The organism is Dankookia sp. P2, from assembly GCF_050632255.1.
Taxonomy (GTDB): Bacteria; Pseudomonadota; Alphaproteobacteria; order Acetobacterales; family Acetobacteraceae; genus Paracraurococcus.
The window spans coordinates 591,730-618,037 of record NZ_CP192581.1 but is presented as its reverse complement, the minus strand read 5'-3'; the positions used below and the strand labels follow the sequence as shown (position 1 = coordinate 618,037).

Annotated in this window: 25 protein-coding genes and 5 pseudogenes; 18 read left to right on the top strand and 12 right to left on the bottom strand. The window is 71.8% G+C overall.

Going from position 1 to position 26,308, the window contains the following annotated elements:
* Positions 1 to 26 precede the first annotated feature (26 nt).
* The 4 genes and pseudogenes from ACQ86J_RS03605 to ACQ86J_RS03590 all read left to right on the top strand — a co-directional run.
* Positions 27 to 563: pseudogene (locus ACQ86J_RS03605) on the top strand (2-hydroxychromene-2-carboxylate isomerase); the annotation flags it as partial.
* Between the two features lie 76 nt (positions 564 to 639).
* Positions 640 to 1,968 carry an NAD(P)/FAD-dependent oxidoreductase gene (locus ACQ86J_RS03600; protein WP_431270059.1) on the top strand — a complete coding sequence of 443 codons (1,329 nt, stop codon included), beginning with the start codon at positions 640 to 642 and terminating at the stop codon, positions 1,966 to 1,968.
* 98 nt (positions 1,969 to 2,066) lie between these two features.
* Entirely contained in the window at positions 2,067 to 2,639 is a 573-nt protein-coding gene (locus ACQ86J_RS03595) for a cold shock domain-containing protein (RefSeq protein WP_431270058.1), read from the top strand.
* The gene (locus tag ACQ86J_RS03590) at positions 2,636 to 2,821 is read left to right on the top strand and encodes a cold-shock protein (RefSeq protein ID WP_431270057.1); all 186 of its coding nucleotides are present in this window, start codon (positions 2,636 to 2,638) and stop codon (positions 2,819 to 2,821) included. Before ACQ86J_RS03595 ends, ACQ86J_RS03590 begins: the two co-directional genes overlap by 4 nt.
* A gap of 73 nt (positions 2,822 to 2,894) precedes the next feature.
* On the opposite strand, the gene ACQ86J_RS03585 is transcribed toward ACQ86J_RS03590, so the two are convergent.
* Positions 2,895 to 3,350, bottom strand: coding sequence for a CHAP domain-containing protein (locus ACQ86J_RS03585; protein ID WP_431270056.1), 456 nt, complete (start codon positions 3,348 to 3,350; stop codon positions 2,895 to 2,897).
* Between the two features lie 359 nt (positions 3,351 to 3,709).
* Between ACQ86J_RS03585 and ACQ86J_RS03580 the strand changes: the two genes are divergently transcribed.
* Both ACQ86J_RS03580 and ACQ86J_RS03575 read left to right on the top strand, forming a co-directional pair.
* Positions 3,710 to 4,282 carry a hypothetical protein gene (locus ACQ86J_RS03580; protein WP_431270055.1) on the top strand — a complete coding sequence of 191 codons (573 nt, stop codon included), beginning with the start codon at positions 3,710 to 3,712 and terminating at the stop codon, positions 4,280 to 4,282.
* Entirely contained in the window at positions 4,282 to 4,785 is a 504-nt protein-coding gene (locus tag ACQ86J_RS03575) for a hypothetical protein (protein WP_431270054.1), read from the top strand. The genes ACQ86J_RS03580 and ACQ86J_RS03575 overlap by 1 nt, the downstream gene beginning before the upstream one ends.
* A gap of 48 nt (positions 4,786 to 4,833) precedes the next feature.
* On the opposite strand, the gene dctP is transcribed toward ACQ86J_RS03575, so the two are convergent.
* The 6 genes from dctP to ACQ86J_RS03545 form a co-directional block, all read right to left on the bottom strand.
* On the bottom strand, positions 4,834 to 5,415 hold the full coding sequence (gene dctP, locus ACQ86J_RS03570) for a TRAP transporter substrate-binding protein DctP (protein WP_431272724.1): 582 nt from the start codon (positions 5,413 to 5,415) through the stop codon (positions 4,834 to 4,836).
* A complete protein-coding gene (locus ACQ86J_RS03565) occupies positions 5,342 to 5,587 on the bottom strand; it encodes a hypothetical protein (RefSeq protein WP_431272796.1) in 246 nt (81 codons plus the stop codon). The genes dctP and ACQ86J_RS03565 overlap by 74 nt, the downstream gene beginning before the upstream one ends.
* 329 nt (positions 5,588 to 5,916) lie before the next feature.
* On the bottom strand, positions 5,917 to 7,227 hold the full coding sequence (locus ACQ86J_RS03560; protein WP_431270053.1) for a hypothetical protein: 1,311 nt from the start codon (positions 7,225 to 7,227) through the stop codon (positions 5,917 to 5,919).
* A 10-nt stretch (positions 7,228 to 7,237) separates the two neighbouring features.
* Positions 7,238 to 7,612: a hypothetical protein gene (locus ACQ86J_RS03555; protein WP_431270052.1), complete on the bottom strand. Its 375-nt coding sequence runs from the start codon at positions 7,610 to 7,612 to the stop codon at positions 7,238 to 7,240.
* Positions 7,570 to 8,091 carry a hypothetical protein gene (locus ACQ86J_RS03550; protein ID WP_431270051.1) on the bottom strand — a complete coding sequence of 174 codons (522 nt, stop codon included), beginning with the start codon at positions 8,089 to 8,091 and terminating at the stop codon, positions 7,570 to 7,572. Before ACQ86J_RS03550 ends, ACQ86J_RS03555 begins: the two co-directional genes overlap by 43 nt.
* Positions 7,994 to 8,698, bottom strand: a complete 705-nt coding sequence (locus tag ACQ86J_RS03545; RefSeq protein WP_431270050.1) for a hypothetical protein — start codon at positions 8,696 to 8,698, stop codon at positions 7,994 to 7,996. Before ACQ86J_RS03545 ends, ACQ86J_RS03550 begins: the two co-directional genes overlap by 98 nt.
* A 212-nt stretch (positions 8,699 to 8,910) precedes the next feature.
* Between ACQ86J_RS03545 and ACQ86J_RS03540 the strand changes: the two genes are divergently transcribed.
* A protein-coding gene (locus tag ACQ86J_RS03540) for an IS5 family transposase (RefSeq protein WP_431270049.1) occupies positions 8,911 to 9,751 on the top strand; the annotation gives its coding sequence in 2 pieces (ribosomal slippage) (positions 8,911 to 9,281 and positions 9,280 to 9,751; 843 coding nt in all).
* A gap of 80 nt (positions 9,752 to 9,831) precedes the next feature.
* The gene (locus ACQ86J_RS03535; protein ID WP_431270048.1) at positions 9,832 to 10,335 is read left to right on the top strand and encodes a hypothetical protein; all 504 of its coding nucleotides are present in this window, start codon (positions 9,832 to 9,834) and stop codon (positions 10,333 to 10,335) included.
* A gap of 109 nt (positions 10,336 to 10,444) precedes the next feature.
* On the opposite strand, the gene hutF is transcribed toward ACQ86J_RS03535, so the two are convergent.
* Positions 10,445 to 12,556 carry a formimidoylglutamate deiminase gene (gene hutF, locus ACQ86J_RS03530; protein WP_431270047.1) on the bottom strand — a complete coding sequence of 704 codons (2,112 nt, stop codon included), beginning with the start codon at positions 12,554 to 12,556 and terminating at the stop codon, positions 10,445 to 10,447.
* Positions 12,557 to 12,602: 46 nt separating this feature from the next.
* Between hutF and ACQ86J_RS03525 the strand changes: the two genes are divergently transcribed.
* On the top strand, positions 12,603 to 13,097 hold the full coding sequence (locus tag ACQ86J_RS03525; protein ID WP_431270046.1) for an MOSC domain-containing protein: 495 nt from the start codon (positions 12,603 to 12,605) through the stop codon (positions 13,095 to 13,097).
* On the opposite strand, the gene ACQ86J_RS03520 is transcribed toward ACQ86J_RS03525, so the two are convergent.
* A complete protein-coding gene (locus tag ACQ86J_RS03520) occupies positions 13,084 to 14,052 on the bottom strand; it encodes a lipid kinase (protein WP_431270045.1) in 969 nt (322 codons plus the stop codon). The two genes, ACQ86J_RS03525 and ACQ86J_RS03520, sit on opposite strands and share 14 nt — an antisense overlap.
* Before the next feature lie 4 nt (positions 14,053 to 14,056).
* Here ACQ86J_RS03520 and ACQ86J_RS03515 point away from each other — a divergent pair, with 4 nt between their 5' ends.
* The 5 genes and pseudogenes from ACQ86J_RS03515 (at position 14,057) to ACQ86J_RS03495 (ending at position 19,574) form a co-directional block, all read left to right on the top strand.
* Entirely contained in the window at positions 14,057 to 14,764 is a 708-nt protein-coding gene (locus tag ACQ86J_RS03515; protein ID WP_431270044.1) for a phosphatase PAP2 family protein, read from the top strand.
* A 36-nt stretch (positions 14,765 to 14,800) separates the two neighbouring features.
* Positions 14,801 to 16,472, top strand: a pseudogene (gene hutU, locus ACQ86J_RS03510) (urocanate hydratase).
* 41 nt (positions 16,473 to 16,513) lie between these two features.
* On the top strand, positions 16,514 to 17,965 hold the full coding sequence (gene hutH / locus ACQ86J_RS03505) for a histidine ammonia-lyase (protein WP_431272723.1): 1,452 nt from the start codon (positions 16,514 to 16,516) through the stop codon (positions 17,963 to 17,965).
* A gap of 288 nt (positions 17,966 to 18,253) precedes the next feature.
* Positions 18,254 to 19,000, top strand: a pseudogene (locus tag ACQ86J_RS03500) (imidazolonepropionase); the annotation flags it as partial.
* Positions 19,001 to 19,151: 151 nt separating this feature from the next.
* A complete protein-coding gene (locus ACQ86J_RS03495; RefSeq protein WP_431270043.1) occupies positions 19,152 to 19,574 on the top strand; it encodes a PaaI family thioesterase in 423 nt (140 codons plus the stop codon).
* Here ACQ86J_RS03495 and ACQ86J_RS03490 read toward each other — a convergent pair.
* Positions 19,537 to 19,950: a hypothetical protein gene (locus tag ACQ86J_RS03490; protein WP_431270042.1), complete on the bottom strand. Its 414-nt coding sequence runs from the start codon at positions 19,948 to 19,950 to the stop codon at positions 19,537 to 19,539. The genes ACQ86J_RS03495 and ACQ86J_RS03490 overlap by 38 nt on opposite strands.
* Positions 19,951 to 20,668: 718 nt before the next feature.
* On the opposite strand from ACQ86J_RS03490, the gene ACQ86J_RS03485 reads away from it, so the two are divergent.
* Together ACQ86J_RS03485 and ACQ86J_RS03480 are read left to right on the top strand one after the other, a co-directional pair.
* Positions 20,669 to 21,298, top strand: coding sequence for a TetR/AcrR family transcriptional regulator (locus tag ACQ86J_RS03485; RefSeq protein WP_431270041.1), 630 nt, complete (start codon positions 20,669 to 20,671; stop codon positions 21,296 to 21,298).
* A gap of 288 nt (positions 21,299 to 21,586) precedes the next feature.
* Positions 21,587 to 21,685 (top strand): annotated as a pseudogene (locus ACQ86J_RS03480) (hypothetical protein); the annotation flags it as partial.
* A 149-nt stretch (positions 21,686 to 21,834) separates the two neighbouring features.
* Here the strand turns inward: ACQ86J_RS03480 and ACQ86J_RS03475 are convergent.
* A pseudogene (locus ACQ86J_RS03475) lies at positions 21,835 to 22,695 on the bottom strand (Bug family tripartite tricarboxylate transporter substrate binding protein); the annotation flags it as partial.
* Positions 22,696 to 22,894: 199 nt separating this feature from the next.
* Here ACQ86J_RS03475 and ACQ86J_RS03470 point away from each other — a divergent pair.
* The gene (locus tag ACQ86J_RS03470; protein ID WP_431270040.1) at positions 22,895 to 23,641 is read left to right on the top strand and encodes an aspartate/glutamate racemase family protein; all 747 of its coding nucleotides are present in this window, start codon (positions 22,895 to 22,897) and stop codon (positions 23,639 to 23,641) included.
* Here ACQ86J_RS03470 and ACQ86J_RS03465 read toward each other — a convergent pair.
* Positions 23,605 to 24,546, bottom strand: a complete 942-nt coding sequence (locus tag ACQ86J_RS03465; protein ID WP_431270039.1) for an OmpA family protein — start codon at positions 24,544 to 24,546, stop codon at positions 23,605 to 23,607. The genes ACQ86J_RS03470 and ACQ86J_RS03465 overlap by 37 nt on opposite strands.
* Positions 24,547 to 24,699: 153 nt before the next feature.
* On the opposite strand from ACQ86J_RS03465, the gene ACQ86J_RS03460 reads away from it, so the two are divergent.
* Positions 24,700 to 26,184: an isocitrate/isopropylmalate family dehydrogenase gene (locus ACQ86J_RS03460; RefSeq protein ID WP_431270038.1), complete on the top strand. Its 1,485-nt coding sequence runs from the start codon at positions 24,700 to 24,702 to the stop codon at positions 26,182 to 26,184.
* The last annotated feature ends 124 nt before the right edge of the window (positions 26,185 to 26,308 follow it).

The following is a 26,308-nucleotide window of genomic DNA, read 5'->3' as shown; positions in this document are numbered from 1 at the left end:
CGGCGCCGACGCCAAGGAAGGGCCGCATGACCGAACGGCTGGTCGAGTGCTTCTACACCCTGTCATCGCCCTGGATGTACTTCGCCGGGCCGCAGCTGCGCGCCATCGCCGGGCGCCATGGCGCCCGGGTGCTGCTGCGGCCCTACGACTTCCCCGAGGTGGTGCCGCAGACCGGTGGCATCCCGCTGCGCACCCGGCCGCGGCCGCGGCAGGACTACCATGCGCTGGAGCTCGACCGTTGGGCGCGGCATCTCGGCATGCCGCTGGTCCTGAAGCCGCGGTACTACCCGCCGGCCGACCAGCGCCCTGCCGGGCGGATGGTGATGGCGGCGCAGGCGCGCGGGCTCGACGCCCAGGCGCTGTCCCATGCGATCCTCACCGCGCTCTGGGTCGAGGAGCGCGACATCGCGCTGCCGGCGGTGCGGGCGGCGATCGGCGATGCGCTCGGGCTGGACGGCGCGGCGCTGGTGGCGGCGGAGGAGAGCCCGGCCATCCATGCCGAATGGGTGGCGAACAACGCCGCGGCGGTCGAGCGCGGCGTCTTCGGCAGCCCGACCTTCTTCCTCGGCGACCTTTGGCTCTGGGGCCAAGACCGGCTGTTCTTCCTGGAGAAGGCGCTGGCGGGGAGGCGGTGCAGAGGTGAGTGCACCCGATCGGCCGAGCGGCATCAAGGGCAGTCCGTCGCATGCGACGGACCTGCCGCGCGCCCGCATCCACACCGTCGTCATCGGCGCCGGCATCGTCGGCGCCTGCACCGCGCTCGCGCTGCTGCGCGACGGCCACCAGGTCACCATCCTCGAGCCTGGCGCACCGGGCGGCGAGCAGGCGGCGAGCTACGGCAACGGCTGCTGGCTCAGCCCGATGTCGGTCATCCCACCGGCCACGCCCGGTCTCTGGAAGAAGGTGCCGGGCTTCCTCGCCGACCCGCTCGGCCCGCTGGCGATCCGCTGGTCCTACTTTCCGCGCGTGCTGCCCTGGCTCGCGCGCTACCTCGCCTCCGGCTGGACCGAGGCGCGGGTGGCGCGCACCGCGGTCGCGCTGCGCGCCCTGCTGCGCGATGCCCCGGCGGCGCATGCGGCGCTGGCCGAGGCGGCCGGCGTCGGCCGGCTGATCGAGCGGCGCGGGCTGATGTATGTCTATCCCTCCCGCGCCGAATTCGCCGCCGAGGCGATGGCCTGGCGCATCCGCCGCCAGGTCGGGATCGAATGGCTCGAGCTGTCCGCTGAGGAGCTGCACCAGCGCGAGCCCGGCCTCGACCGGCGCTACGGCTTCGCCGCGCTCGTCGAGGAGGGCGGGCATTGCCGCGATCCCGGCGCCTATGTCGCGGCGCTGGTCGCACTGGCCGAGGCGGAGGGCGCGACCCGCGTCGCGGCGCGCGCCACCGGCTTCCGGATCGAGGCGGGGCGGCTGCGCGCCGTGCTGACCGAACAGGGCGAGATCGCCGCCGACCGCGCGGTGATTAGCGCCGGCGCGCGGTCGAGGGCGCTGGCCGCCGCGGCGGGCGACCGGCTGCCGCTGGAATCCGAGCGGGGCTACCACGCCATGATCGAGGATCCCGGGGCCGGGCCGCGCACGCCGATGATGCCGTCCGACGGCAAGATGTCGATAACCTGGACCGATCGCGGGCTGCGCTGCGCGGGCCAGGTGGAGATCGCCGGGATCGAGGCGGCGCCGAACTGGAAGCGCGCCGCAATTCTCCGTGACCATCTCCTGCGCAGCTTTCCCGGCCTGCCACGCGACCTGCCGGCGGAGCGGGTGAAATTCTGGATGGGGCACCGGCCGAGCATGCCTGACGGGCTGCCCTGCATCGGTCCGGCCAGCGCCACGCCGGATGTCATTCATGCTTTCGGCCATGGCCATGTCGGGCTGGTGGCGGCACCGCGCACGGCCCGGCTTGTCGCGCAGCTGCTGGCGGGGCGGCCGCCGGAGATCGACGCGGCGGCCTTTTCGGCGGCCCGCTTCGGCTGAATTCCTTCTCGCCTTGACGGCAATGGGATGTCATGCTCCGAGGCAGCGTCCCAACATTCTGTCGGGCCGCACGACACTAGATACGGAATAACAAGCAAGTGCCTTCCGACAACGACATGCAGGGCGGCACCGGGCCCGTCGAGGCCCAGGTGAAGTGGTACAATGCCCGCAAGGGCTTCGGCTTCGTGCTGGGCCCTGATGGTCAGGACGTGTTCTTCCACGCTTCGGCCCTGACCGAAGCGGGAATCGAGCCTCCCGACACGGGCGATACCCTGGTCTGCGAAATCGGCACGGATCGTCAGGGTCGCCGCCTCGTCACCCGGATCTCCGAGCTGCGGCGTGGCGAGGGCGGCGGCGCGGCGGGCATGGCGCCGCGGCGGCCGCCCTTCGGCGCGGCGGGCGGCAATTACGGTGGTGGCGGCTTCGGCGACCGGCCGCCGCGGCGTGACTTCGGCGGTGGCGGCTTCGGCGACCGGCCGCCGCGGCGCGATTTCGGCGGCGGCGGCTTCGGCGACCGGCCGCCGCGCCAGGGGCGGGTGGTGGCTTCGGCGGCGGCTTCGGCGCGCCCCGCCAGGGCGGCTTCGGTGGCGGCTATGGCGACCGTCCGCCGCGGCGCGACTTCGGCGACCGCGACGCCGGCGGCCCGACCTATGCGGTCAGCGGCACGGTGAAGTGGTTCGACCAGGTGCGCGGCTTCGGCTTCGTGACGCCGGAGGACGGCGGCCAGGACGTCTTCCTGCACTCCTCCGTGCTGCAGAAGGCCGGGCGGCAGGATGTCCAGCAGGGCGAGAAGGTCGCACTCGACGTCCGCGACGGCCAGCGTGGCCGACAGGCGGTCAACCTGAAGGAATAGGACGGGACCGGGCGCCCTCGCCGCCCGTTGCCGTATTGTCGGGGATGGCCGGGTTCGCCCGGCCATTGCCGATTCAGGCCATGGCGTCGTGGATGAATCCCAGCGCCGGCCAGTTGCTGGCGCCGTAGCCGTTCACTGGCGGAAACCAGACCCGCACCAGCGACCAGTCGTTGCCGGCCGAGATGTCCTGCACCGGCTGGTCCCGCGCCTCCCGCCCCTTGGCGGCGCCGGAGGCCCAGTTGGCGTGGTCGACCCAGATCTCCCGCGTCGAGACCAGCCGGGTCACCACCGCCACATGCCCGTGCGGCAGGCGGGAGGTCCGCATCAGCACCAGCACGCTGCCGACGCGCGGCGCCCGGCCGCGGGCATAACGGCCCTCGGCCGCCTCCCACCACTGCCAGGCATCGCCGCGCAGCACGATGCCGGTGCGGGCCCGGGCATAGGGCACGCAGGACAGGCCGCCCGGGCCGCCCGGCTGCGGCACCCGCGGGGTGGTGGCGCAGCCGAGCAGGGCGAAGGGCGCCAGCAAAGCCAAACGCCGCGGCGTCGCGCCGCGCCGCGGCCGGCCGCCCGCCGCTCGATTCGCGCCCGCCGGCGCCGATCCCGACCCTTCGCCCCACATGTTCTGCCTCCGGTACATCTTTCCACCGGCCCCGGCAAGCCCCTGTTACGACTTGATTCCAAGCCGTAGCCGGCGGCCGCAAGTGATGCATCGGAAGCGCCCCGGCAAGGCTTCGTGCGCGGTGAGGTAAGCTGGCTATCGCCGCCGCCGCTCGGGTGTGCTGAAAGGGCGTCCCGGATCAAGGTGCGGCACGCACCGGGCCGGACGGAGACGGACAGGGCGTCCTGCCGCTGCCAGGCCAGTCGCTGCCAGGAAGGACCACACAGATGACCAGATATTCCCCGCCCACGCGGCGGGCCAAGGGACCGCAGCAGGGCCGGATGCGCGGCGTCGCGGCGCTGCTCGCCGCCACCATGCTTCTCGCCCAGCCGGCCCAGGCCCTGGCGCGCTGCACCAACGAGACCGATCAGGCGATCTTCGAGGTCGAGGCGCTGAAGACCGAGCTGATGGTCGTCGCCACGACCTGCAAGGGCCCGGCCGAGGATCGCTACAACGACTTCGTCCGCCGCTACCAGCAGGGCCTCGTCGTCTCCAACCGCGGCCTCGGCCAGTACTTCGCCCGCAGCCACGGCAAGGGCGGCCAGCGGCAGCAGGACATCTTCATCACCGAGCTGGCGAATGCCCGCTCGAACAACGCCCGGCAGCTCGGCAGCGACTTCTGCGCGCGCAACAACGGCCTGTTCGACGAGGTGATGGCGCTGCAGGGCGTGACCGACCTGCCGGCCTATGCCGCGACCAAGGACCTGCTCTCCTCCGGCGTCACCGCCTGCCCGGACGGCGCCGCCGCCGCCTCGCCGGCTCGCGCCACGCCTGCCGCCGCCCGCCGGAGCACCCGTTGATGTCCGTCTCCGCGAAAGGCGGTCTCGCCGTCGCCGCGGCCATGGCGCTCCTCGCCGGCTGCGCCGAGCAGCCGCGCGTCACCGCCTCCGGCGCCCGCATCTATTACGTCGACACCCAGGGCGCCGCGGCGCTCTGCACCGTGCCGCCGAAGGTGGAGCTGGCCGCGGGCCAGCAGACCGAGGCGACCATGGTGGTGAAGAACGACGGCGGCTGGTGCGGCATCACCGTCGCCCAGTCCGGCCCGAAGCCCTATGACGCCGGGCTGCTGGTCGGCCGGCCGGAGCATGGCCGGGTGCATGTGCACAAGGTCGGCGACGTCACGCGCATCGACTACACCCCGGATGCGGGCTTCGGCGGCGAGGACCGCTTCAGCGTGCGCCTGCTGCCGGGCAACCCGGCGCTGAAGGTCATGGTGACGGTCCAGTACACGCCGCCGCCGGCCCCGCCGGCGCCGCCGCCCGCCGCGGCCCCGGCCAAGCGCGCCCCGGCGAAGAAGCGCTAAGCCAGTCGCGGGGAGGAGGGCGCGGCCTTCCTCCCCGCACCGCTGCGGCTATTTCAGCAGCGCGTGGTAGCGCTCGAGCAGCGCGCGGCCATCCGGGCCGGCCTTGGCCACCCATTCCTCCTCCTGCTTCGCGCCGATCGCGCGCAACCCGGCCATCAGCTCCGGGGTCGGCTCCGGCGCCTGCATGCCATTGGCCTTGAGCTTGGCCATCTGAACCTCCTCCGAAGCCTTGGCCGCCGCCCAGCCATGCTCCATCGCCTTCGCCGCGGCGTCGCGGATGGCGGCCCTGGTGGCGTCGTCCAGCGCCATGAAGGCGCGGGTGTTCACCAGCACCGCGTTGCGGGTGAGGGTGAAGCCGATGTCATAGACATATCTCGAGAAATCCCAGGCGGCGCTGTCGGCGCCGGTCTGCGCGCTGGTCAGCAGCGCGTTGACGATGCCGGTGGCGAAGGCCTGCGGCACGTCGGCGGCCTGCACCATCACCGGCGTCGCGCCCACCAGTTCGGCCATGCGGGCGATGATCGGCGTCTGCGCGCGGAAGCGGGCGCCCTTCAGATCATCCAGGCTGCGGATCTCCGTCTTGCCGTAGAGCGCCTGGGCCGGCCAGGGCACGTAATACAGCGGAGTGATCCCCTGCTTCTCGAACTTGGCGCGCAGCGCCGGCTCCGTCGCTGCGTGCAGCGCGCGGGCCCTGCGGATAGGTCGCGGCGAGGAAGGGAACGAAGTCGACCTCGAAGATCGGGTCCTCGTTGCCATAGGCGCCGAGCAGGATCTCGCCCATCTGCACCTGGCCGGTCTGCACGGCGCGCTTGATCTGCAGCAGCGGCAGCAGCAGAGGCGTTGGGGTGCAGCTGCACGACCAGCTTGCCGGGCGCCGCCTTCTCCACCTCGGCCAGGAAGAACTTGATGGTCTGGGTGTGGAATTGGCGTCCGGTAGGGCGTGGCCATGACCCATTTGGTCTGGGCGCGGGACGGCGTGGCGAAGGCCGCGAGTGCGGCGAGCGCCAGGATGGCAATGCGGTGCATACCGCTCCTCCGAGAGTTGGTGGGCCGTGGAGGGCGGCGTTCTTCCCTGCGGGCCAGTATGGCAGGCCGTTGCGGGCCCGGCCATGGGGCAGGCCCTGCGCTGGCTCAGTCCAGCACCGGCGCGGTCTGGCGAGGCTCGCGCGCCGGGGCGGCGGCCGGCGGCTGGCCATCGGGCGGGAAGCCTGCCCGCCAGCGGATCTCGGCCTCGCAGCGGGCCGGCCCCCGGGTACGACCCGCCAGGCAGCCGGCCAGCCCGAGGGCGAAGGGCAGCAGCGTCCAGCCGATATGCGGCGGCGCGAAGGCGAAGCGCACCTCGCTCTCGCCGGCCGGAAGGTCGGTGGCCTGGAAGAGGCCGTCCACCGGGCGGACCGCGGCCGTGCTGCCGTTCACCGTGGCGCGCCAGCCCTCATAGGCGAATTCGCGCCGGATCAGCACCGCAGGCGCCTCGCACTCGGCCCGCAATGCCTCGCGCGAGGCGATGTCGAGCTGGCATGGGCCGCCCTGCGCCTCGAAGTAGGGCGCGGCATCGGGCAGCTCGAAGATATCGACGACGCGGCCATGATGGACCGGACCTGGCGGCGCGCCGGATGTCGCGGCCTCGGCGGCATAGGACAGCGAGAGCCTCGGCAGCAGGCCCGCCACCGGATCGCCCAGCCAGCCGCGGCTGCCGGCGACGGAGAAGGCGCTGGGCGGGGTGCGCCAGACCCAGATCGCCACCGGCCGGGTGGCGCCCTCCTGGGCGAGGGACAGGCGCAGCGGCTGGTCGAGCGTGACCGGAAGCGGCTGCTCCAGCGCGAAGCGGGCCGGCTGGTTGTCCGCCAGTTCCGCGAGTGACCGGCGTCCTTCGACGCAGGTCGCCGGGGAGCAGAGCCGGAGCACCAAGTCGCCGTCGGCCGCGCCATGATAGGTGCCGATCATGATATCGACCGCCGCCACCGCTCCGGCCTGCGACAGGCTGGACGGCAATGCGCCATCCAGCGTCCCGCCCAATGGGATCGACTGAACGCCGGCGGGCGGGATGCCTTCGAAGGTTAGCGCCGATGTCGGCGCGGCCAGCGGGTTTTGCCCAGGATGGACCAGCACGTATCGCACCGTGTCGGCGGCAAAGGCGGCGCGGCGCCGCCGGAAGGCGTCCAGCCTGGTCCGGCCATCGGCGTCTATCCCCGGGTAGTTGCCGGTGAAGACCGGCGCATGCAGCGCGGGATCGAGCCTGGCCTTCACATGCGCCACCCAGGCCTGCGGGATCGGCTGGTAGTTGTGGTTGATGGAGGCAACCCGGTCCTGCGCGGAGTAATTCGGGGTGAGCGGTCCAAGGGTATAGAAGCGCTGCAGCCCGAGATTCCGCTGCAAGAAGGCCACCGCTTCGGTATCCAGCGCATGGTTGCGCGTGGCGCTGAGCAGCGGCAGGCCAAACATCGCTACGGCATCAAGGACAAGCAGCGCCGCCAGCGGCCGCAGCCCCGTGCCGGCCCGCGCCGCAGCAGCCATTGCAGCGCCACGAGCATTGCCGCCGCCCAGGCGAGCGACAGCAGCGGCCAGGGGCGGTAGGCGGGGTGACCTGCCACAGCCCGGCCACGATGCCGGATGCGGCGGCCAGGGCGAGGCCGAGCGCGCCGAGCACCGTCAGCAGGGCCACGCCGATCGCCTGTCGGCCGATCGCCCCATGGCGCTGCCAGGCGTCGAGCGCGAAGGCAGCCAGGATGGTCGCCGCCAATCCCCAGGAGGGCGGCGCGTAGCGGAAGATGGCGGTGACATCCATCAGCGGGATGGTGCCGACCAGCTGGGTGATGCCCGGCACCATCGCGGCGCGGGCGAGGTTGAGGGCGATCCAGCCACCGAGCAGCAGGCGCAGCCCAAGCTCCGCCGCGGCGCGAGCAGGCCGACCAGGGCGAGGAAAGCCAGCGGCATCCCGAGAAAGCCGCCCAGCATGCCCCAGATGTATTCCAGCACCCCGGTCCGGTCGAACTGCGCGAAATGATGGATCGGGCCGAAGAGGTACGGCAGCAGGAAAGCCACAAGGCCGGGACCCGGCAGGCTGATGCGATTGAAATCCAGCCGGGCGGAGCCATCCGCCACCGCCATGAATTGTGCGAAGGGCAGCAATAGCGGCGCCGCTGCCAGCAGGCCGGACAGCCCGCCGGCAGTCACCTTCCGGAGGAAGCCAAGCCGCACCCCTGGCGCCTCAGTCGCCCAGCGCAGCACGGCCCAGGCGAGCGCGAGCAGGCCGTTCAGATAGGCGGTCTCCGGGAAGCCGGCATAGAGCGAATAGCCGATCGCCACCCCGATCGCCGCCCAGCCGCCGGCGCGGCCGGCGCGCGCGGCCTCCCGGGCATGCTCGATGCCGAGGAGGAAGAGCGGCAGGAAGGCGATGGGCAGGATCGGCGCATCGGCGAACCAGGCAAAGGTGCCGTTGAAGCTGGTAGCAGATCCCGCCGATCAGGGCGGCGGTGCGGGTCAGGCCGAGCTGGCGGAGCAGCGCATAGGTCGCCAGCCCGGCGATGGCCTGCATCACGATCTTCAGCAGGATGACCCCCTGCCCGAAGCTCAGCAGCAGCACGAAGGGCAGGAAAAGGGCGCCCGGCTGCATCTCGGCCGCCAGCGGCAGGCCGAGGCCCGAATAGGGGTTCCACCAGGGTATGGTGCCGCGCAGCCACTCCGCGGCGGCCAGACCGCCGAGCGACTCCAGGGTGAGGCCGGCATGCGGATCGATCCAGCCGGGCAGGCCGGGCAGCAGGCTGTCCTGCGGCCCGACCGACAGCCCCGAGACAAAGTAACGCGGATCGGCCGACCAGCCGGTCACCAAGGGAAACGCGTTGGCGAGGAGCGGGATGGAGACAAGGAGAAAGATCGGGATCGAATGCCGGCTCATAAGTTCGGATGTACGCATGTCTCGTCCACCTGAGGTGGGTGGAACATCCGAATGGAGCGACGCCCCGGGGGTTGATCCAGTTCAAGTGCACAACGAATTTACTTTGCATACTCCGGAAGGCGAGCCGATCGCGCCGGCGACGCATAAGAGCCCATCCGGAAAGAGAATTGAATCGCCTGAATCGGATGTGATTCTGCTGTTCCTGCGGGCGATTCTGCGGGAGGAGACGGATGGCATGGACGGCGGAACATCGGCGTGCGGCGGACCGGCGGGGGCTGCGCTATCCCTCAGATTTGACGGATGCCGAGTGGGCGCTGGTTGCGCCACTGATCCGGCCAGCGAAGCACGGCGGCAGGCCCCGCAAGGTGGACGTGCGCGAGGTGTTGAACGCGGTGTTCTACGTGCTCTCCGCCGGCTGCCAATGGAGCGCGCTGCCGAAGGACCTGCCGCCGAAGAGCACGGTTTGGGATTACTTCTCGCGCTGGGAATGGGAAGGCACCATCGAGCGCATCCACCACGCGCTCTACGTCGCGGTGCGCGAGGGTGCCGGGCGTGAGGCCAGCCCGACGACCGCGATCATCGACAGCCAGACGGCGAAGGGCGCGCAAAGGGGGCTCTACGCTCGACCCGTCCGGCTACGACGCGGGCAAGAAGGTCGTCGGCCGCAAGCGCCACCTGCTGACCGATACCATCGGCATGCTACTCGCGGTCATCGTGCATCCCGCCAACGTGCAGGACCGCGATGGCGCCGAGCCGCTGCTGCGCCAGGCGCGCAGGCTGTTCCCCTTTGTCGAGCGCATCATCGGCGGTGCAGGCTATCAGGGGCCGAAGATGGCCGCCGCCGTCGCCCGCACCGGTACATGGAAGATGGAGATCGTGCGACGCTGCGATAGGCACCGCTTCGTCGTGCTGCCGAAGCGCTGGATCGTCGAGCGCACCATCGGCTGGATCAGCCGCAACCGGCGGCTGGCCCGCGACTTCGAGCGGCATTGCCGCATCGCCGCCGCCTTCGTCCGCATGGCCATGATCCGCATCATGCTTCGACGGCTGGCAACAAAGCCCTCAGCATGAACCCAAACTTCCCGGATGGGCTCTAAGACATGGCAGGACACGCCGGCATGACGCACTCCTGCGCCAGAGGCGAAGGTCCGGTGCGGTCGGCCGCGTTTTCGCCTGCGCGAAACGTTGGCGGGCAGGGTGGAAGACAGGGACCAATTGATTTCGCCGCCGCCGACGGCCTCAACGGCCGCGAGCTCTGGACCACCGGTGGCACCGCGCGGGGGACCGATCTCCTCGCCGAGCTCTGGCCGGGCGGCGGGCCCGGAAATCCGACCAGCCCGGTGCGGCTGGGTGCCGGGCACGTCCTGGTCGCCGGGACCGAACCGCAGCCCGGAAGCGAACCCTGGATCACCGACGGCACCGCGGCCGGCACCCACAGGATCCTCGACATCAATGCCGCGGAATCCGGCTTCAGCGGCAGCAGCCCCTCGAATTCCACCCCGCTCGGCGATGGCCGGGCGCTTTTCGTCGCCAGTGACCCCATCCATGGCAGCGGGGCCTGGGTCACCGATGCCACCGCGGACGGCACCCACCTGCTGGGCAACATCTTTCCCGGTGCCACCGGCAGCGGGGCGCAGGGCTTCCTGCTGCTGTGACCGCCTGCGCCGGCGGTCCGCCCGCCAGCCGCGATCACCCGGTCCCGGGATTCGGGCCGGCGCTTGCTGCCAAGCCGGCGGTGAGGGGCGGTGGTGTACCCCGGCGGCCTCAGTGCATCACGTCGCCACCGTTCGGCGACAGCGTCGCGCCGACATAGAAGGCGCCGCCCGGGCCGGCCAGCAGCAGCGCCGTCGCCGCGATCTCCTCCGGCTGGCCGAGCCGGCCGGCCAGGATCGTGTCCTCCATCGCCTTCTTCCAGTCCGGCCCGCGGGCCCGGGTCAGGTCGGTCTCGATCGGGCCGGGGGCGATGGCATTCACCTGAATGCCCTTCGGCGCCGCCTCCCAGGCCAGCGATCGGGTGAAGCCAACGATGCCGGCCTTGGCGGTGCAGTAGGGCGTGATGTCCGGCCCGCCCTTGAAGGCGAGCTGCGAGGCGATGTTGATGATCCGCCCATGCCCGCGCGCGACCATGCCCGGATAGACCGCCTGAGCCATGAAGAACATGCCCTTCACATGGACATCGACGACCCGGTCGTAGTCGGCCTCGGAGATCGTCTCGAAGGCCCCGCGGATGTTGATGCCCGCGTTGTTCACCAGGATGTCGCAGGGGCCGAGCGCCGCCTCGGCGGCGGCAGCGAAGGCGCGGGTCGCGGCGGGGGCGGCGACATCGGCCTCCATCTGAAAGCCACGCCGGCCGCGTGCCGTCACCGCCTGCACCAGCGTGGTGGCCTGCGCCGCGTCGCCCAGGTGGCAGATCGCCACGTCGGCGCCGGCTCCGGCGAAGGCCAGGGCGATGGCGCGGCCGATGCCGCGGCTGCCCCCGGTGACATAGGCGGTCTTCCCGTGCAGCGGGCCTTCGGTCATGCCAGCAATCTCCGCATCGTCCTCGCAAACGCCTCGCCGATGTCGAGCCGCGCGACATGCCGCCCGCCCTCGACCACCCGCTTCGCACCGACGATGGTGGTGCGGACGGGATTGGCCTGGCCGGAGAACACCCAGGCATCCAGCAGGCCATCGCCGTCGCGCCCGATCAGCGCGGGGTGCGCCTCGTCCAGCTCGACCAGGTCGCAGCGCAGCCCAGGGGCGATGCCGCCGAGCGGCCGCCCGCTGGCCCGGGCGCCGCCGGCCAGCGCGGCCTCCAGCAGCCGCCTTCCGGGATGCGGCGCGGCCTCGCTGGTCGCCACGGCGCGCTCGTGCAGCGCCAGGCGCTGGCTGGTCTCCAACTGGCGCAAGCTCGTCGCGCGGCGAGATGCCGACATGGCTGTCGGTGCCGATGCCGAAGCTGCCGCCTGCCTCCAGATAGGGCCGCAGCGGGAAGGTGCCGTCGCCGAGCGAGGCCTCGGTCGAGGGGCAGAGCCCGGCGACGGCGCCGGTCGCGGCCAGCGCCCGGGTCTCGGCGGCGTCCATGTGGGTCGCGTGGATCAGGCACCAGCGCGCATCGACCGGGGCGTTGTCGAGCAGCCATTGCACCGGCCGGGCGCCGGTGGCGGCCTGGCATTCCGCCACCTCCTTCAGCTGTTCGGCGGCGTGGATGTGGATCGGGCCGGGCAGGGCGGCGATGGCCTGCAGCATGGCGGGCGTGACCGCGCGGAGGCTGTGCGGCGCCATCCCGACGGCGGCCTGGGCATCGCCCGCGGTCGCGGCGCGGCAGGCTTCGAGGATGCGCCGATAGGGCTCGAGGTCGTTCAGGAAGCGCCGCTGCCCCGGCACCGGATCGGCGCCGAAGATCCCGCCATGGCGGTAGAGGCTGGGCAGCAGGGTGATGCCGATGCCGGTGCGTCGCGCCGCCCCCAGGTGCCGCAGCGCCATCTCGGCGATGTCGGCATAGGGCGTGCCGTCGGGCTGGTGGTGCAGGTAGTGGAACTCGGCGATGCCGGTGAAGCCCCATTCCAGCAGCTCGACATAGAGCTGCGCCGCGACCGCCTCGGCATCCTCGGGCGTCAGCAGGCCGACGAAGCGGTACATGGTGTCCCGCCAGGTCCAGAAGCTGTCCTGCCCGGCCGGGCTGCGGCGTTCGGCCCCGCCCGCCATGGCGCGCTGGAAGGCGTGGGAATGGAGGTTCGGTACGCCGGGGATGACGGCGCCGCGCAGCCGGTCGGCGGCGCCGGGCGGTGCGTCCGGGGTGACGGCGGTGATGGTCCCGGCGGAATCCGCGGCGATCAGGACATCGGCGGCCCAGCCATCGGGCAGCAGGGCGGCGCGTGCGTGGAATTCCGGCATGCCGCCATGATGCGCGCAGGCCGGCGCGGCGCGCTAGACTGCCGGGATGCAGCCCCCGCCCGACTTCCTGATGGCCCGCCTGCTGGACGGGCCCATGGCCCCGGGCCGGCTGGACTGGATCGGCCTGCGGCCGGCGCGGCGGGCGCAGATGCTGGCGGTGGAGGCGGCACGGCTGGCGCCGGGCCTCGGGCTGGAGGGCGACCGCTGGGCCGGCGCCGCGACCGGCGCACGGCAGGTCACGCTGCTGGCCGCCGAGCACCTGGCCGCCATCGCCGCCTTTCTCGGCCGCAGCGCGGTCCCGCCCGAGCAGCTTCGCCGCAACCTGGTCACCGTTGGGCTGAACCTGCTGGCGCTGAAGGGGAGGCGATTTCGCGTCGGCGGCGTGCTGCTGGAGCACAGCGGCGAGTGTCACCCCTGTTCCCGGATGGAGGAGGTCCTCGGCCCCGGCGGCTACAACGCGGTGCGCGGCCATGGCGGCATCACCGCCCGGGTGCTGGAGGGCGGCGCGATCCGCCGCGGCGATGCCGTCAGCCGGCTGTAGCCTCGGCCGGGGCGAAGACCCGGAGCGCCGCCGGGCGCAGCCGGAACACCGCCGGGGTATGCGTGGTCAGCTCGCCATCGGTGTTCACCGGGCGCGGCCGGCGCGTGCGTAGCTCGAGCCCCGTGGTGCGGAAGGCGCGCACGTCCCGCCAGCTGCCCTGCGTCCCCCGCCGCAGCCAGGGCAGCAGCGCCACCAGCCGCCACCAATGGCGGACTTCCAGGCTGTAGATGTCGAGCATCCCGTCATCCGGCCTGGCATCCTCGGACACCGTCATCCCGCCGCCATAGTGCTTGCCATTGCCGACCGAGACCTGGATCGTCCGCACCCGCTCCGTCTTGCCGTCATGGATCAGCGTCACGGTGAAGGGCCGCGCCCGTCGCACCAGGCCGAGCGCGGCGACGCCATAGCCGAGCTTGCCCCAGCGCTTCTTCGCCTCGGCCTTCAGCTCCGAGGCAAGCTCCGCGCTGAAGCCGACGCTGGCGACGTTGAAGTAGGGGTGGCCGTTGACCTCGCCGAGATCGACCGGCCGCGGTGCGGCGGTGGCGACCACCCGCGCTGCGCCGTCCAGCTCGAAGGGGATGCCGAGGCTTCGGGCGAGGTCGTTGGCGGTGCCGAGCGGCATGATGCCGAAGGGCAGGCCGGCCTCGAGCAGGCCCGGGATGGCGGCGTTCAGCGTGCCGTCGCCGCCGCCGATCACCACCCGGTCGAAGCCGCCCGGCCGCAGGCCCGCGGTGACCGCCTCGGCGCAGGACATGCCCTCCGGCGGGTCGAAGGCCTGGGCCTCGATGCCGGCTTCGGCCAGGGCGCGGGCCGCGGCCTCGGCCTGCTCGGCGCCGCTGCGGGCGTGGCGGTTGACGATCAGCAGGGCGCGCCCGGCTGGCGGGGTGTTCGTTGCGATGGTCCCGGCTCCGGCCTGTTGCGCCGTTGCAACCGCCGAGCCTGCCGCGGGTTGCAACGAGATGGATGATGTCGTGGCCCCGACTGCGGGGGTGATGCAGCGGATCGGCCGCTTCGCGCTGGGGCAGGGGGCGGCGCTGGCGGCGCTGGCGGTGGTCGCCGCCGGGCTGCTCGGCTTTGCCGCGCTGATGCAGATGGTGGAGGGCGGCCCCCACCGCTTCGACGAGGCGGTGCTGCTGGCGCTGCGCCGCCCCGGGGCGCCCGACCAGCCGATCGGGCCGTACTGGCTGACGCTTTCGGCGCGGGAAGTGACGGCGCTCGGCAGCATCCCGGTGCTGGCGCTGCTCGGGCTGCTGGCGCTCGGCTACCTGCTGCTCGACCGGCGCTGGCGGGCGGTGCTGCTTCTGGCCGTGTCGCTGCCTGGCGGGTTGCTGCTGAACAGCCTCCTCAAGCAGGGCTTCGACCGGCCGCGGCCGGGGCTGGTGGCGCGGCTGGCCGAGGTGCAGACGGCGAGCTTCCCCTCCGGCCATGCCATGCTCTCGGCGATCGGCTTCCTCACCCTCGGCGCGCTGCTGGCGAGCGGCGCCCGGCGGCGGCGGCACCGGGCCTATATCCTCGGGGCGGCGGTGGGCCTGACCCTGCTGGTCGGATGCAGCCGGGTCTGGCTCGGCGTGCATTGGCCGACCGACGTGCTGGCGGGGTGGTGCCTCGGCGCCGCCTGGGCGATGGCCTGCTGGCTGATGCTGCGGGACTGGCGCCGCCGAAGCTGACTGACGCGGCGGCCCCGGCATGGCTATCCTGCCGGGATGACCGACCGCTTCCGCAACGCCCCTGCGATCCGCGCCCCGAGGGGCCTCGAGAAATCCGCCCTCCATTGGACGACGGAGGCGCCGCTGCGGATGCTGATGAACAACCTCGACGACCAGGTGGCGGAAAAGCCGGGCGAGCTGGTGGTCTATGGCGGCATCGGCCGCGCCGCGCGGGACTGGCAGAGCTACGAGGCGATCGTCGCCACGCTCCGCCGGCTGGAGGAGACCCAGACCCTGCTGGTGCAGTCCGGCAAGCCCGTGGGCGTCTTCGAGACCCACAAGGACGCACCCCGCGTGCTGATCGCCAACAGCAACCTCGTCCCGCGCTGGGCGAGTTGGGAGCATTTCTCCGAGCTCGATCGTAAGGGGCTGATGATGTACGGCCAGATGACCGCGGGGTCCTGGATCTATATCGGCAGCCAGGGGATCGTGCAGGGCACCTACGAGACCTTCGCGGAGTGCGGCCGGCAGCATTTCGGCGGCGACCTGCGCGGGCGCTGGATCCTGACCGGCGGGCTCGGCGGCGCATGGGCGGGGCGCAGCCGCTCGCCGGGGTCTTCGCCGGCGCCTGCGTGCTGGCGGTGGAATGCCAGCCCTCCTCCATCGAGAAGCGGCTGGAGACGCGCTACCTCGACCACCGGGCGGATAACCTCGACACTGCCTTGGCGATGATCCGCGCTGCCTCGCGCCGAGGGCCGCGCGATCTGCGTCGGCCTTCTGGGCAATGCGGCGGAGGTCTTCCCCGAACTCGTCCGCCGCGGCGTGATCCCCGACATCGTCACCGACCAGACCAGCGCGCATGACCCGGCCAACGGGTATCTCCCGGCCGGCTGGACGCTCTCGGAATGGGCGGCGAAGCGGGAGAGCGACCCGGCCGCGGTCGCCGCGGCGGCGAAGCGCAGCATGGTGGCGCATGTCCAGGCAATGCTCGACTTCCAGGACCGCGGGGCGAAGGTGCTGGATTACGGCAACAACATCCGGCAGATGGCGAAGGAGGAAGGGCTGGCAAACGCCTTCGGCTTCCCCGGCTTCGTCCCCGCCTATATCCGCCCGCTCTTCTGCCGCGGCGTCGGCCCCTTCCGCTGGGCGGCGCTGTCCGGTGACCCGGAGGACATCTACCGCACCGATGCCAAGGTGCGAGGAGCTGATCCCAGACGACGCCCACCTGCATCACTGGCTCGACATGGCCCGCGCGCGGATCAGCTTCCAGGGCCTGCCGGCCCGGATCTGCTGGGTCGGGCTCGGCCAGCGCGACCGGCTCGGCCTCGCCTTCAACGAGATGGTGGCGCGGGGCGAGATCGGCCCGATCGTGATCGGCCGCGACCACCTCGACAGCGGCAGCGTCGCCAGCCCGAACCGGGAGACCGAGGCGATGCGCGACGGCTCGGATGCCGTCTCCGACTGGCCGCTGCTGAACGCGCTGCTGAACACGGCCTCGGGCGCCACCTGGGTCTCGCTGCACCATGGCGGCGGGGTCGGCATGGGCTTCAGCCAGCATGCCGGCATGGTCATCGTCTGCGACGGGACCGAGGACGCGGCGCGGCGGCTGAAACGTGTCCTCTGGAACGACCCGGCGACCGGCGTGATGCGCCATGCCGATGCCGGCTACGACATCGCCATCGACTGCGCGCGGGAGCATGGGCTGGACCTGCCCATGTTGCCGACGTGATCACACCCGGCAGCGCCGGCCTCGCCGCGCTGCGCGCAGTCATGGAGGGCGTGCCGCTAGTGCTGCCCGACGACTGGCGCGCGCCGGTCGAGGCCTCGGCCGCCGCGCTCGCGGTGCGCATGGCCTCCGGCGAGGCGCTGTACGGCGTCAATACCGGCTTCGGCAAGCTGGCCAGCACCCGCATCCCGGAGGCCCAGCTCGCGCAGCTCCAGCTCAACCTGGTGCGCAGCCATGCCGCCGGCACCGGGCCGCTGCTGCCGGCGCCGGTCGTCCGGCTGGTGCTGGCGTTGAAGGCGCTGTCGCTGGCCCGCGGCGCCTCCGGCGTGCGGCCGGTGGTGGTGGAGGCGCTGCTGGCCTTGCTGGAGGCCGGCGTCACGCCCGCCATCCCGGCCCGCGGCTCGGTCGGCGCCTCGGGCGACCTGGCGCCGCTGGCGCACATGTCGCTGGTGCTGATCGGGGAGGGCGACGCCTTCATGGAGGGGGCCGTGATGTCCGGCGCCGCGGCGCTGGAGCGCGCCTGCATCGCCTCGCTCGCGCTCGGCCCGAAGGAGGGGCTGGCGCTGCTGAACGGCACCCAGGTCAGCACCGCGCTCGCCCTCGCCGCGCTCTATGCCGCCGAGGACCTGCTGCGCACCACCCTCCTCGCCGGGGCGATGAGCGTGGACGCGGCGCGCGGCAGCGACACGCCCTTCGATGCGCGCATCCATGCGCTGCGCGGCCAGGCGGGCCAGGTCCGCGCCGCCGCGGCATTGCGCGGCCTGCTGGCCGGCAGCGCCATCCGCGACAGCCACAGGCATGGCGACCCGCGCGTGCAGGATCCCTATTCCCTGCGCTGCCAGCCGCAGGTCGCCGGCGCCTGCCTCGACCTGATGGCGCATGCTGCGCAGGTGCTGGAGCGGGAGGCCAATGCTGTCACCGACAACCCGCTGGTGATCAATGGCGACGTCGTCTCCGGCGGCAATTTTCACGCCGAGCCTGTCGCCTTCGCCGCCGATGCCTTGGCGCTCGCCTTGGCCGAGCTCGGCGCGATCAGCGAGCGCCGCATCGCCCTGCTGACCGACCCCGCGCTTTCCGGCCTGCCGGCCTTCCTGGTGCGGGAAGGCGGGCTGGATCCCGGATTCATGCTGGCCCAGGTCACCGCCGCCGCCCTGGTCGCCGAGAACCGCGCGCTCGCCGCGCCGCGCAGCGTGGACAGCCTGCCGACCAGCGCCAACCAGGAGGACCATGTGAGCATGGCGACCGGTGCCGCGCTGCGGCTGCACGACATGGCGGACAACCTGGCCGGGATCTCTTCGATCGAGCTGCTGGCCGCGGCGCAGGCTCTCGAATTTCACCGCCCGCTGCAATCCTCCCCGGCGATCGAGCAGGCGCATGGGCTGGTGCGCGGCGTCGCCGCCGCCTGGGATGCCGACCGCGTCATGGCGCCCGACATCGCCGCGGTGAAGGCGCTGGTCGAGCGCGGGCGCTTCGCCGCCCTGGTGGAGGTTGCCTGATGTTCGACCGCGTCTGGCTGAACGCCAACCTCGCCACCATGCAGGGGAGGGGCTCGGCCTTCTCAAGGACGGCGCCGTCGCCGCGACCGCCGGCCGCATCGCCTGGGTCGGCCCGCGCGCCGCGCTGCCCGGCCCGGCGCGGGAGACGACCGACTGCGCCGGCGCCTGGATCCTGCCCGGACTGATCGACTGCCACACCCATCTGGTCTTCGGCGGCGACCGGGCCGATGAGTTCGAGCGGCGCCTGGCCGGGGAGGACTATGCCGAGATCCTCAAGGCGGGGGTGGCATCCTCTCCACCGTCCGCGCCACCCGCGCGACCAGCGAGGATGCGCTGCTCGCCGCCGCCCTCCCGCGCGCGCGCACCCTGATGGCCGAGGGCGTGACGACGCTCGAGGTGAAGTCGGGCTATGGGCTCGACACCGCGACCGAGCTGCGCCAGCTCCGCACCGCCCGTCGGCTCGGCGCCGAGCTCCCGCTCGCGGTCGTCACCACGCTGCTCGCCGCGCATGCCGTGCCACCCGAATACGCCGGCCGCCGCGCCGACTATGCCCGGCTGGTGGCGGAAGAGACGGTGCCGGCCGCGGCCGCCGCGGGCCTCGCCGATGCGGTCGATGTCTTCCACGACACGCTGGCCTTCGACGATGCCGAGGCCGGCTGGGTGCTTGAGGCCGCGCGGCGCCACGGCCTCCCCGCGAAGCTGCACGGCGACCAGCATGCGGATGCCGGCAGCGCCGCGCTCGCCGCCCGGCATGGCGTGCTGTCGGTGGACCATCTGGAACGCGCCAGTCCGGCCGGGCTGGCGGCAATGGGCGCGGCGGGCACCGTCGCCGTCCTGCTGCCCGGCGCCTGCTACTTCCTGCGCGAGACGGCGCGGCCCGACATCGCCGCGATGCGCGCGGCCGGCGTCCGCATGGCGGTCGCCACCGACTTCAACCCCGGCTCCTCGCCCGCGCTGTCGCTACTGCTGATGCTGAACATGGGCTGCACGCTGTTCCGCCTCACCGTGGCGGAGGCGCTGCGCGGCGTCACGGTGAATGCCGCCGCGGCACTCGGCCTGACGGACCGTGGCCGGCTGGCGCCGGGACGCGTTGCGACCTCGCGCTGTACCGGATCGCCCGCCCGGCCGAGCTCTGCTACTGGATCGGCGGGAACCCCTGCATCGGCCGCGTGGTCGAAGGACACTGATGACCACACTGAGCACGGCCGAGATCCAGGCCATCATGCGGCGCGGCGTGCCGCTCGCCGCCGAGTGGGAGATCGAGGTGCTGGCGGCCGAATCCGGCACCGCGCTGGTCCGGCTGCCGGCCAAGCCGGTGCTGCTGCGCCCCGGCAATACCGTCTCCGGCCCCGCCCTGATGGGACTGGCCGATGTGGCGATGTGGGCGGCGCTGCTGTCCACGACCGAAGGGCGGGACGACAGTGTCACCAGCACCATGACGGTCAACTTCCTTCGCCCTGCCGGCAGCGGCCCGGTGCTGGCAGAGGCGCGGCTGGTCAAGCAGGGGCGGCGGCAGGTCTTCGGCGAAATCATGATCCGCGCCGAGGGATCGGACGAGCTGGCGACCCATATCACCACCACCTGGACGGTGATCGCCCCGGCGCGCTGACGGCGCCGGCCGGAACGGCAGCGGGCGGGGTGCGTTGGCGGCAGCCAAAGCCGGGAAGTGTCACATGCGCCTCGTCGCCGCCCTCGTTCTGGCGTTGTTTGCCAGCGGCGCCCGTGCCGCCGTCTTCGACGAGTTCCAGATCTTCGACGGCCGCATCACCAACCCTGGCAGCGTCGATCTCAACCTGCACCTCAATGCCGGCCGGCGCGGCATCCTCGACGGGCAGGGGGCGCCGCGAAATGGCGGGCTGCTGACCGCCGAGATCGGCTACGCCACCGCGCCCTGGCACGAGGTCGCGGTCTACATCCCGGTTGCCCGGGAATTTCTCCGGCGACACCTTCGGCGGCGGCTTCAAGCTGCGGAACAGCTTCGTCACGCCAGGCGCGGCCGACCGGCCGCTGGCCGCCGGGCTGGATGTGGAGATTCGGCACCAATCCTACCGCTTCTCGTCGACGGACTGGGCGCTGACCCTGCGGCCGATCCTCGATCTCCGCTCCGGCCCCTGGCAGCTCATCCTCAACCCCGCGGTGGAGTTCCCGCTGGGACGGGACGGCCCGGTCTTCGCCCCGGCGCTGCGCGCGGTGCGGCGGGTGGCGGAGCGCGCCTGGTTGGGGCTGGAGCATTACATGGATTTCGACCGCATCGATCTGGCCGGCAAAGCTGCCCGGTCAGGCGCACCAGCTTCTTCGTCACCACGGATTTCAAGGTCGGGGAAAAATTCGGCCTGCATTTCGGCGTCGGGCACGGGCTTACACACGCGAGCGATCGTTGGGCGGGAAAATTTATACTTTCGGTTGATTTTTAGGCTTCACACCCTGCGGGCGCGACAAGGCGGAAGGTGCAGCCCCGGGCGGGCGATGCTTGGGACAGCGATTCGCGGGAATGCGGTGGCCCGTTACTCGCCTTGCCTCAAAATGCAGACGAGGGGCGGGGTTAGGTACGCGGAAACCAGCCCGGATCGGACATAATCACGGCTTCTTGTGATCACCTTCTGCGGCCTAATACCTTGCAAAACGGCCCTTCATTCTCGTCAAGCGTGATCTGAAACCGTGGGACACTTGCAGTAACTAAGTTTCTCTGGGTTTCTGGACCGCATGGCCCAGGCAAAACGCATCCCCGACCTGGCCGCGCGGCGCGGCTATCACCACGGCAACCTGCGGGAGGCGCTGCTCGAAGGTGCCCGCCAATTGGTCGGTGAACGTGGGCCGCAGGCCTTCACCCTGACCGAGGCGGCCCGCCGCGCCGGCGTCTCGCCCAGCGCGCCCTACAGACACTTCAAGGACCGCGATGAGCTGCTGGCGGAGCTGTGCCGGCGCGGCTTTACCCTGTTCAGCCAGCGGCTGCAGGCGGCGGCCGGCGGCACCAGCGACGCAGCCGAGGCGCTGCGGCGCATGGGCCCAGCCTACCTCGCCTTCGCGCGGGAAGAGCCGGGCTACTATGCCGCCATGTTCAGCGTGCCGTCCGAGGACAGCGGCGGGGAGGCCGAGAAGGGCAGCCCTTTCGAGGCGCTGACCGGCACCATCGGCGCCCTGTTGCCGGGCGGCGCGGGCGTCGCCGGGCGCAATCCGCGGCTGGTGGCGATGCAGGTCTGGGCGCTGTCGCACGGCGTGGCGATGCTGGAGCGGGCCGGGCTGCCGGTGGCCGAAAGCGGCATCCCGGAGGCCGAGGCGGTCCTGGAGAAGGGCGTGACGGACGCTGCTGGGCCGTATGTCGAACTCGATTGACCTCGGCTCTTCCTGGCCTCTAAGTGAAAGCCATTCACTTTTCCATGGATGGGATCATGTCGGTCTGCGTTCCATCCTTCTCCAGCCTGGCGCATCGCCTCGACCGCTTCGACCTGCGGCTTCACCCGGTGGTGCCTGTCCTGGCCAAGGTGACCGGCTTCGCCTTGTGATGGCCGCTCGGCCTAGCGGTGCTGGCGCTCTGGATGGGCAAGGCTTTCCCCGGATCACGCGGCGACCTCGGCCAGCCGGTCGGGTTGGCGGACCGCCAACTCGACCGGCAATGCCGCCTTCGATGCGGATCGCGCGGCGGTGCTGCAGCGGCCCGAGGCGGAGCGGCGGGCGCTCGCCGGCCAGCAGCGCGGGTTTGGTGAATCCTCGACCCGCTGAAGCGGTCGGGATCGGAGGCGTTCGACGGCTTCATGCAGGCGTGCGGTCCCGCCGCCGGCTGATCCCCCGCCTCGGTCCAGGCTGGCGCCCGAGCGCCGGACAATCGCCGCCCAGCGGGCGATATCGGCCTCATGCACCCGGCGGAAGGTCTCGGGCGAGGGGTCGGCCGGCGGGGTGATGCCCTGGCTCTGCACCAGCCAGGCCTGAAAGTCCGGGGTGGCGAGGATCCTCGCCACCTCCGCCTGCATCCGCTGCTGGATCGCGGCCGGCAGGCCGGGCGGGCCGAACAGCCCGTACCAGGTGCTGCTCTCGAAGCCCGGCAGGCCGCAGGCCTCGGCCACCGTCCGCACCCCGGGCAGCGCGGCGACGGGCCGCGGCACGGTCACCCCCAGCGCCAGCGCCTGGCCCTGCGTCACAGGCCCGATCGAAGGGCCGACCTGGTTGAAGAACATGTCGACATCGCCGCTGAGCAGCGCCTGGATCGCGCCCGGCTGGCCGCGATAGGGCACATGCACCAGCTCGAGCCCGGCCGCCGCGGCGAACTGCGCGGCGGCCAGATGGGTCGAGGCGCCATTGCCGGTCGAGGCGTAGTTCAGTGCCCCCGGCCTTGCCTTCGCCGCCGCGACTAGGTCGGCGCAGCTGCGGTATTGCGGGCGCTTGTCCGGGCTCACCAGCAGCACGTTCGGCACGTCGCCCAGCAGGGTGATGTGGGTGACGTCGCGCAGCGGGTCGAAGGGTAGCGACTTGTACAGGGTGGCATTGATCGCATGCGTGCCCGCCGTGCCGATCAGGAACAGGTATCCGTCCGGCCGCGCCTTCGCCACGGCCTCGGAGGCGATGTTGCCGCCGGCGCCGGAGCGGTTGTCGACGACGACCGGCTGGCCGAGGGCGCGGGTGAGCGGTTCGGCCAGCTTGCGGGCATAGATGTCGGTACCGGCGCCGTTCGGGAAGCCGCCGAGCAGGGTGATGGGGCGGCTCGGCCAGGCTTCCTGCGCCGCGGCCGGCAGCATGGCCGCCAGTAGCATGGCGAGGGTGATCGTCGCGCGGCGCAGCATCCCGCAATCCCTTCCCGTTTCCGCAGGCAGTTTAGCGGACCACGGCGGTTTGCGTTCAAGGGTGAAGGCTGCGCCGCCGCAGCCTCCTGCCTTCAGGGCAGATCCAGGCGCCCCGGCGTTCACGCGCTTCCGCCATATGCTCTAGGCTGGCGGGATGACCCTGCAAGACACCCCTGCGCCACGCATCGCCCGCGGCGGCAAAGCGATCTATGGCGCCCCCTTGGGCATTCTGATGCTGGAAGCTCGCTTCCCGCGCATCCCCGGCGACATGGGAAATGCCGGCACCTGGCCCTTCCCGGTGCTCTATCGCGTCGTGCGCGGCGCCAGCCCCGAACGCGTGGTGCTGCATGGCGCGCACGGCTTGCTGCCCGACTTCGTCGCCGCGGCGCAGGAACTGGTCGCCCAGGGCGCCGAGGCCATCACCACGAATTGCGGCTTCCTGTCGCTGTTCCAGCGGGAGATCGCGGCCGCGGTCGGCGTGCCGGTCGCCACCTCTTCGCTCATGCAGGTGCCCTGGGTGCAGGCGACGCTGCCGCCAGGCAGGCGGGTCGGCGTGCTGACGGTCAGCAAGGGCTCGCTGACCCCGGCGCATCTGGACGCCGCCGGCGTGCCGCTCGACACCCCCGTCATGGGCACCGAGGGCGGGCGGGAGTTCTTCCGCGTGCTGATCAAGGCCGATGCGGTCGACATGGACGTGGCGCTCGCCGAGCAGGACATTCTCGAGGCCGGGCGGGCGTTGATCGCGGCGCATCCGGAGGTCGGTGCCGTCGTGCTGGAATGCACCAACATGCCGCCCTATGCGGCGGCGCTGCAGGCGGCCCTCGGCCTACCGGTCTTCGACATCTATTCGCTGATCACCTGGTTTCATGCGGGACTGCGGCCGCGGAGCTTCGCGGCATAGCCACGCGGGAGGGCAGCAACGGCATCACAGAGATCTGGGGCGGCTCGGCCGCCGGCGGGCCAGCCGGAGCGATGCCGCAGGCCGGCCAGAGCGCGCCGCAATCCCAACGATGGGCGGGCGGCCGGCCGACCAACGTGCCGCCCGGCTCCCAGCGGCATTCGCAGAGGCTTTTCGCCGAGGCAGGCGACCATGCCGGCCCGGCCCGCGGTGCAGCTGGGCGGGTCCTGGGCGAAGGCGGGGGCGCGGGCGGCGCATGTGGCTAGCAGCAGGGCGAGGATCGGGCGCATCGCCGCAGCCTCCGCCGGCCACGGTGAAGGAAGCGCTACCGCTCCAGCAGCACCTCGACCCGGCGGTTCCGTTGCCGGCCTTCGGGGTCGTCGCGCCCGTCGACGCTGTTCGGCGCCACCGGCTCCCGCTCCCCCTTGCCCTCGACGCTGAGCGGGGAGCCGATCGCCGCCATGGCTCGCGATCCAGTCCCGCACCGCCTCCGCCCGGCGGCGGGAGAGCTGGTCGTTATAGGCATCCGCGCCGACCGAATCCGTGTGGCCGACCACCAGCGCGGCGCGGGGCTTCCGCTGCCTGATGATCTCGACCACCCGGCCCAGCGCCTCGGTCGCCTCAGGCTTCAGCTCCGCCTTGTCGAAGTCGAAGAGGACGTCGTTCTGCACCGTCAGGGTGGTGCCCCGCGGAGTCTCCTTCTCGACCACCACATTGGCGCCCTGGACTTGGAAGGCGCCGCCGCGCGGCACCTCGACGCTGCGGCCGTCGGGGGTGGTGACGATCGCGCCTCTTGGCTCGGGCGGTGGCTGCTCGATGGTGACCGGGCCGGTCGCGCGGTCCTGGGCGGCGACCGACAGGGGAAAAAGCATGGCATAAACAATGATTTGCACGGCATGGCGGGACATGCTGCGACCTCCAAGGGGCGTTCTCCCTGCGTAACGCAGGGCTCCGTCCCGGGGCGCGACCGTTCCGCCAGCTGTGACCCAGATCAATTCCGGGCTTTCGACGGCCCGGGTAAATGCCGCAATGCAGCATCATACCGCCAGGACGATAGACCCATGGATTCCACCCCGATGCACCCCGCCACCGAGTCGCCCAGCCGCACCAAGGTGAAGGTCACCGCCATTCCCGGCGACGGCATCCGGGCCGGAAGTCATGCGCGCCACCCAGACGGTGCTGGCAGCCGCCGGTGCCCAGGTGGAGTAGGGAGGAGAGCGCTCGCGGGCGCCGAGGCCTTCAAGCGCGGCATCGCGGCCCCGGGGCGACGAAGGAGACGCTCGACAGCATCGCCCGCAACCGGCGTGGCGCTGAAGGGACCGCTCGAGACCCCGGTCGGCTTCGGCGACAACGTCGGCCAACGTGACGCTGCCGCAAGACCTTCGAGATGTACGCGCAACATCCGCCCGGTGCGGAGCTGCCGGGCATCCGCACGCCCTTCTCCGGCCGGGGCATCGACTTCGTCGTGGTGCGCGAGAATGTCGAGGACGTCTATGCCGGCATCGAGCACACTGCAGACGCCGGGCGTCGCGCAGTGCCTGAAGATCATCACCGAGGTCGGCTGCGAGCGCATCGTCCGCCTGGCCGCGGCGGTGGCCGAGGCCGAGGGGCGGAAGAAGGTGACGGTCGCCACCAAGGCGAACATCATGAAGCTGACCGAGGGGATGCTGAAGCGCAGCGCCGAGCAGGTGATGCCCGACTATCCCGGCCTGCAGCACGAGCACATGATCGTCGACAACTGTGCCCACCAGATGGTCATCCGGCCGGAGCAGTTCGACGTCACCGTCATGACCAACATGAACGGCGACATCCTGTCCGACCTCGCGGCCGGCCTGGTCGGCGGGCTCGGCGTCGCGCCCTCGGCCAATCTCGGCGACGAGGCGGCGATGTTCGAGGCGGTGCACGGCTCGGCGCCGCAGATCGCCGGCAAGGGCGTGGCCAACCCGACTGCGCTGTTGCTGTCCTCCCTGATGATGCTGCGCCACATCGGCGACTTCGCCACCGCGCGGCGGATCGAGCACGCGCTCTATGTGACACTCGAGGAGGGCAAGGATCTCACCGGCGACATCGCCCGGGACGGGGAGGGGGCACCGACCGCGGCCTTCGTCGACCGCATCATCGCCAACCTCGACCGCGAGAGCGCCAATGTCCCGGATCGCGAGTACCGGCCGATCGCCATGAAGAAATGGCCGCAGATCACCTGGTACCGTGCGGCGAGCACGCGCGAGCTGGTCGGCGTCGACGTCTTCGTCGAGAGCGAGCGCGACCCCCGCGCCATCAGCATCACCCTGGCGGCGGCGGCCGAGAACAGCGCCTTCGACCTGACCATGATCTCCTCGCGCGGGGCGCAGGTCTGGCCGGAAGTGGCGGGCCATACCTTCCTGGTCGACCACTTCCGCGCCCGCTTCATGTTCAAGGAGGCGCCGAAGGGCAACGGCGTCGCCGAGATCACCGACCTGCTGCAGCGGATCGGCCGGCAGCACAACTGGATGCACCTGGAGAAGCTGCAGCGCTACGACGGCGCGGACGCCTACAGCAAGGCGTAGAAGAAAAGGCCGGGGAGAAGGTATCTCCCCGGACCCCTCATCTATTTCTGTGGGTCCGGCGCCCGCCGCGCGGCGGGCGCCCGACCCACAAAAAGGCAGGGTGGGGTCCGGGTAGGGAACACAT

Excerpts from the sequence above, each read along its gene's own strand:
- ACQ86J_RS03580 (WP_431270055.1), top strand. The coding sequence starts at position 3,710 with ATGACCAGATATTCCCCGCCCACGCGGCGGGCCAAGGGACCGCAGCAG.
- ACQ86J_RS03575 (WP_431270054.1), top strand. The coding sequence starts at position 4,282 with ATGTCCGTCTCCGCGAAAGGCGGTCTCGCCGTCGCCGCGGCCATGGCG.
- ACQ86J_RS03560 (WP_431270053.1), bottom strand. The coding sequence starts at position 7,227 with ATGTTTGGCCTGCCGCTGCTCAGCGCCACGCGCAACCATGCGCTGGAT.
- ACQ86J_RS03555 (WP_431270052.1), bottom strand. The coding sequence starts at position 7,612 with ATGGTGCCGGGCATCACCCAGCTGGTCGGCACCATCCCGCTGATGGAT.
- ACQ86J_RS03545 (WP_431270050.1), bottom strand. The coding sequence starts at position 8,698 with ATGCGTACATCCGAACTTATGAGCCGGCATTCGATCCCGATCTTTCTC.
- hutF (WP_431270047.1), bottom strand. The coding sequence starts at position 12,556 with ATGCCGGAATTCCACGCACGCGCCGCCCTGCTGCCCGATGGCTGGGCC.
- ACQ86J_RS03525 (WP_431270046.1), top strand. The coding sequence starts at position 12,603 with ATGCAGCCCCCGCCCGACTTCCTGATGGCCCGCCTGCTGGACGGGCCC.
- ACQ86J_RS03515 (WP_431270044.1), top strand. The coding sequence starts at position 14,057 with ATGGATGATGTCGTGGCCCCGACTGCGGGGGTGATGCAGCGGATCGGC.
- hutH (WP_431272723.1), top strand. The coding sequence starts at position 16,514 with ATGGAGGGCGTGCCGCTAGTGCTGCCCGACGACTGGCGCGCGCCGGTC.
- ACQ86J_RS03495 (WP_431270043.1), top strand. The coding sequence starts at position 19,152 with ATGACCACACTGAGCACGGCCGAGATCCAGGCCATCATGCGGCGCGGC.
- ACQ86J_RS03485 (WP_431270041.1), top strand. The coding sequence starts at position 20,669 with ATGGCCCAGGCAAAACGCATCCCCGACCTGGCCGCGCGGCGCGGCTAT.
- ACQ86J_RS03470 (WP_431270040.1), top strand. The coding sequence starts at position 22,895 with ATGACCCTGCAAGACACCCCTGCGCCACGCATCGCCCGCGGCGGCAAA.
- ACQ86J_RS03465 (WP_431270039.1), bottom strand. The coding sequence starts at position 24,546 with ATGTCCCGCCATGCCGTGCAAATCATTGTTTATGCCATGCTTTTTCCC.
- ACQ86J_RS03460 (WP_431270038.1), top strand. The coding sequence starts at position 24,700 with ATGGATTCCACCCCGATGCACCCCGCCACCGAGTCGCCCAGCCGCACC.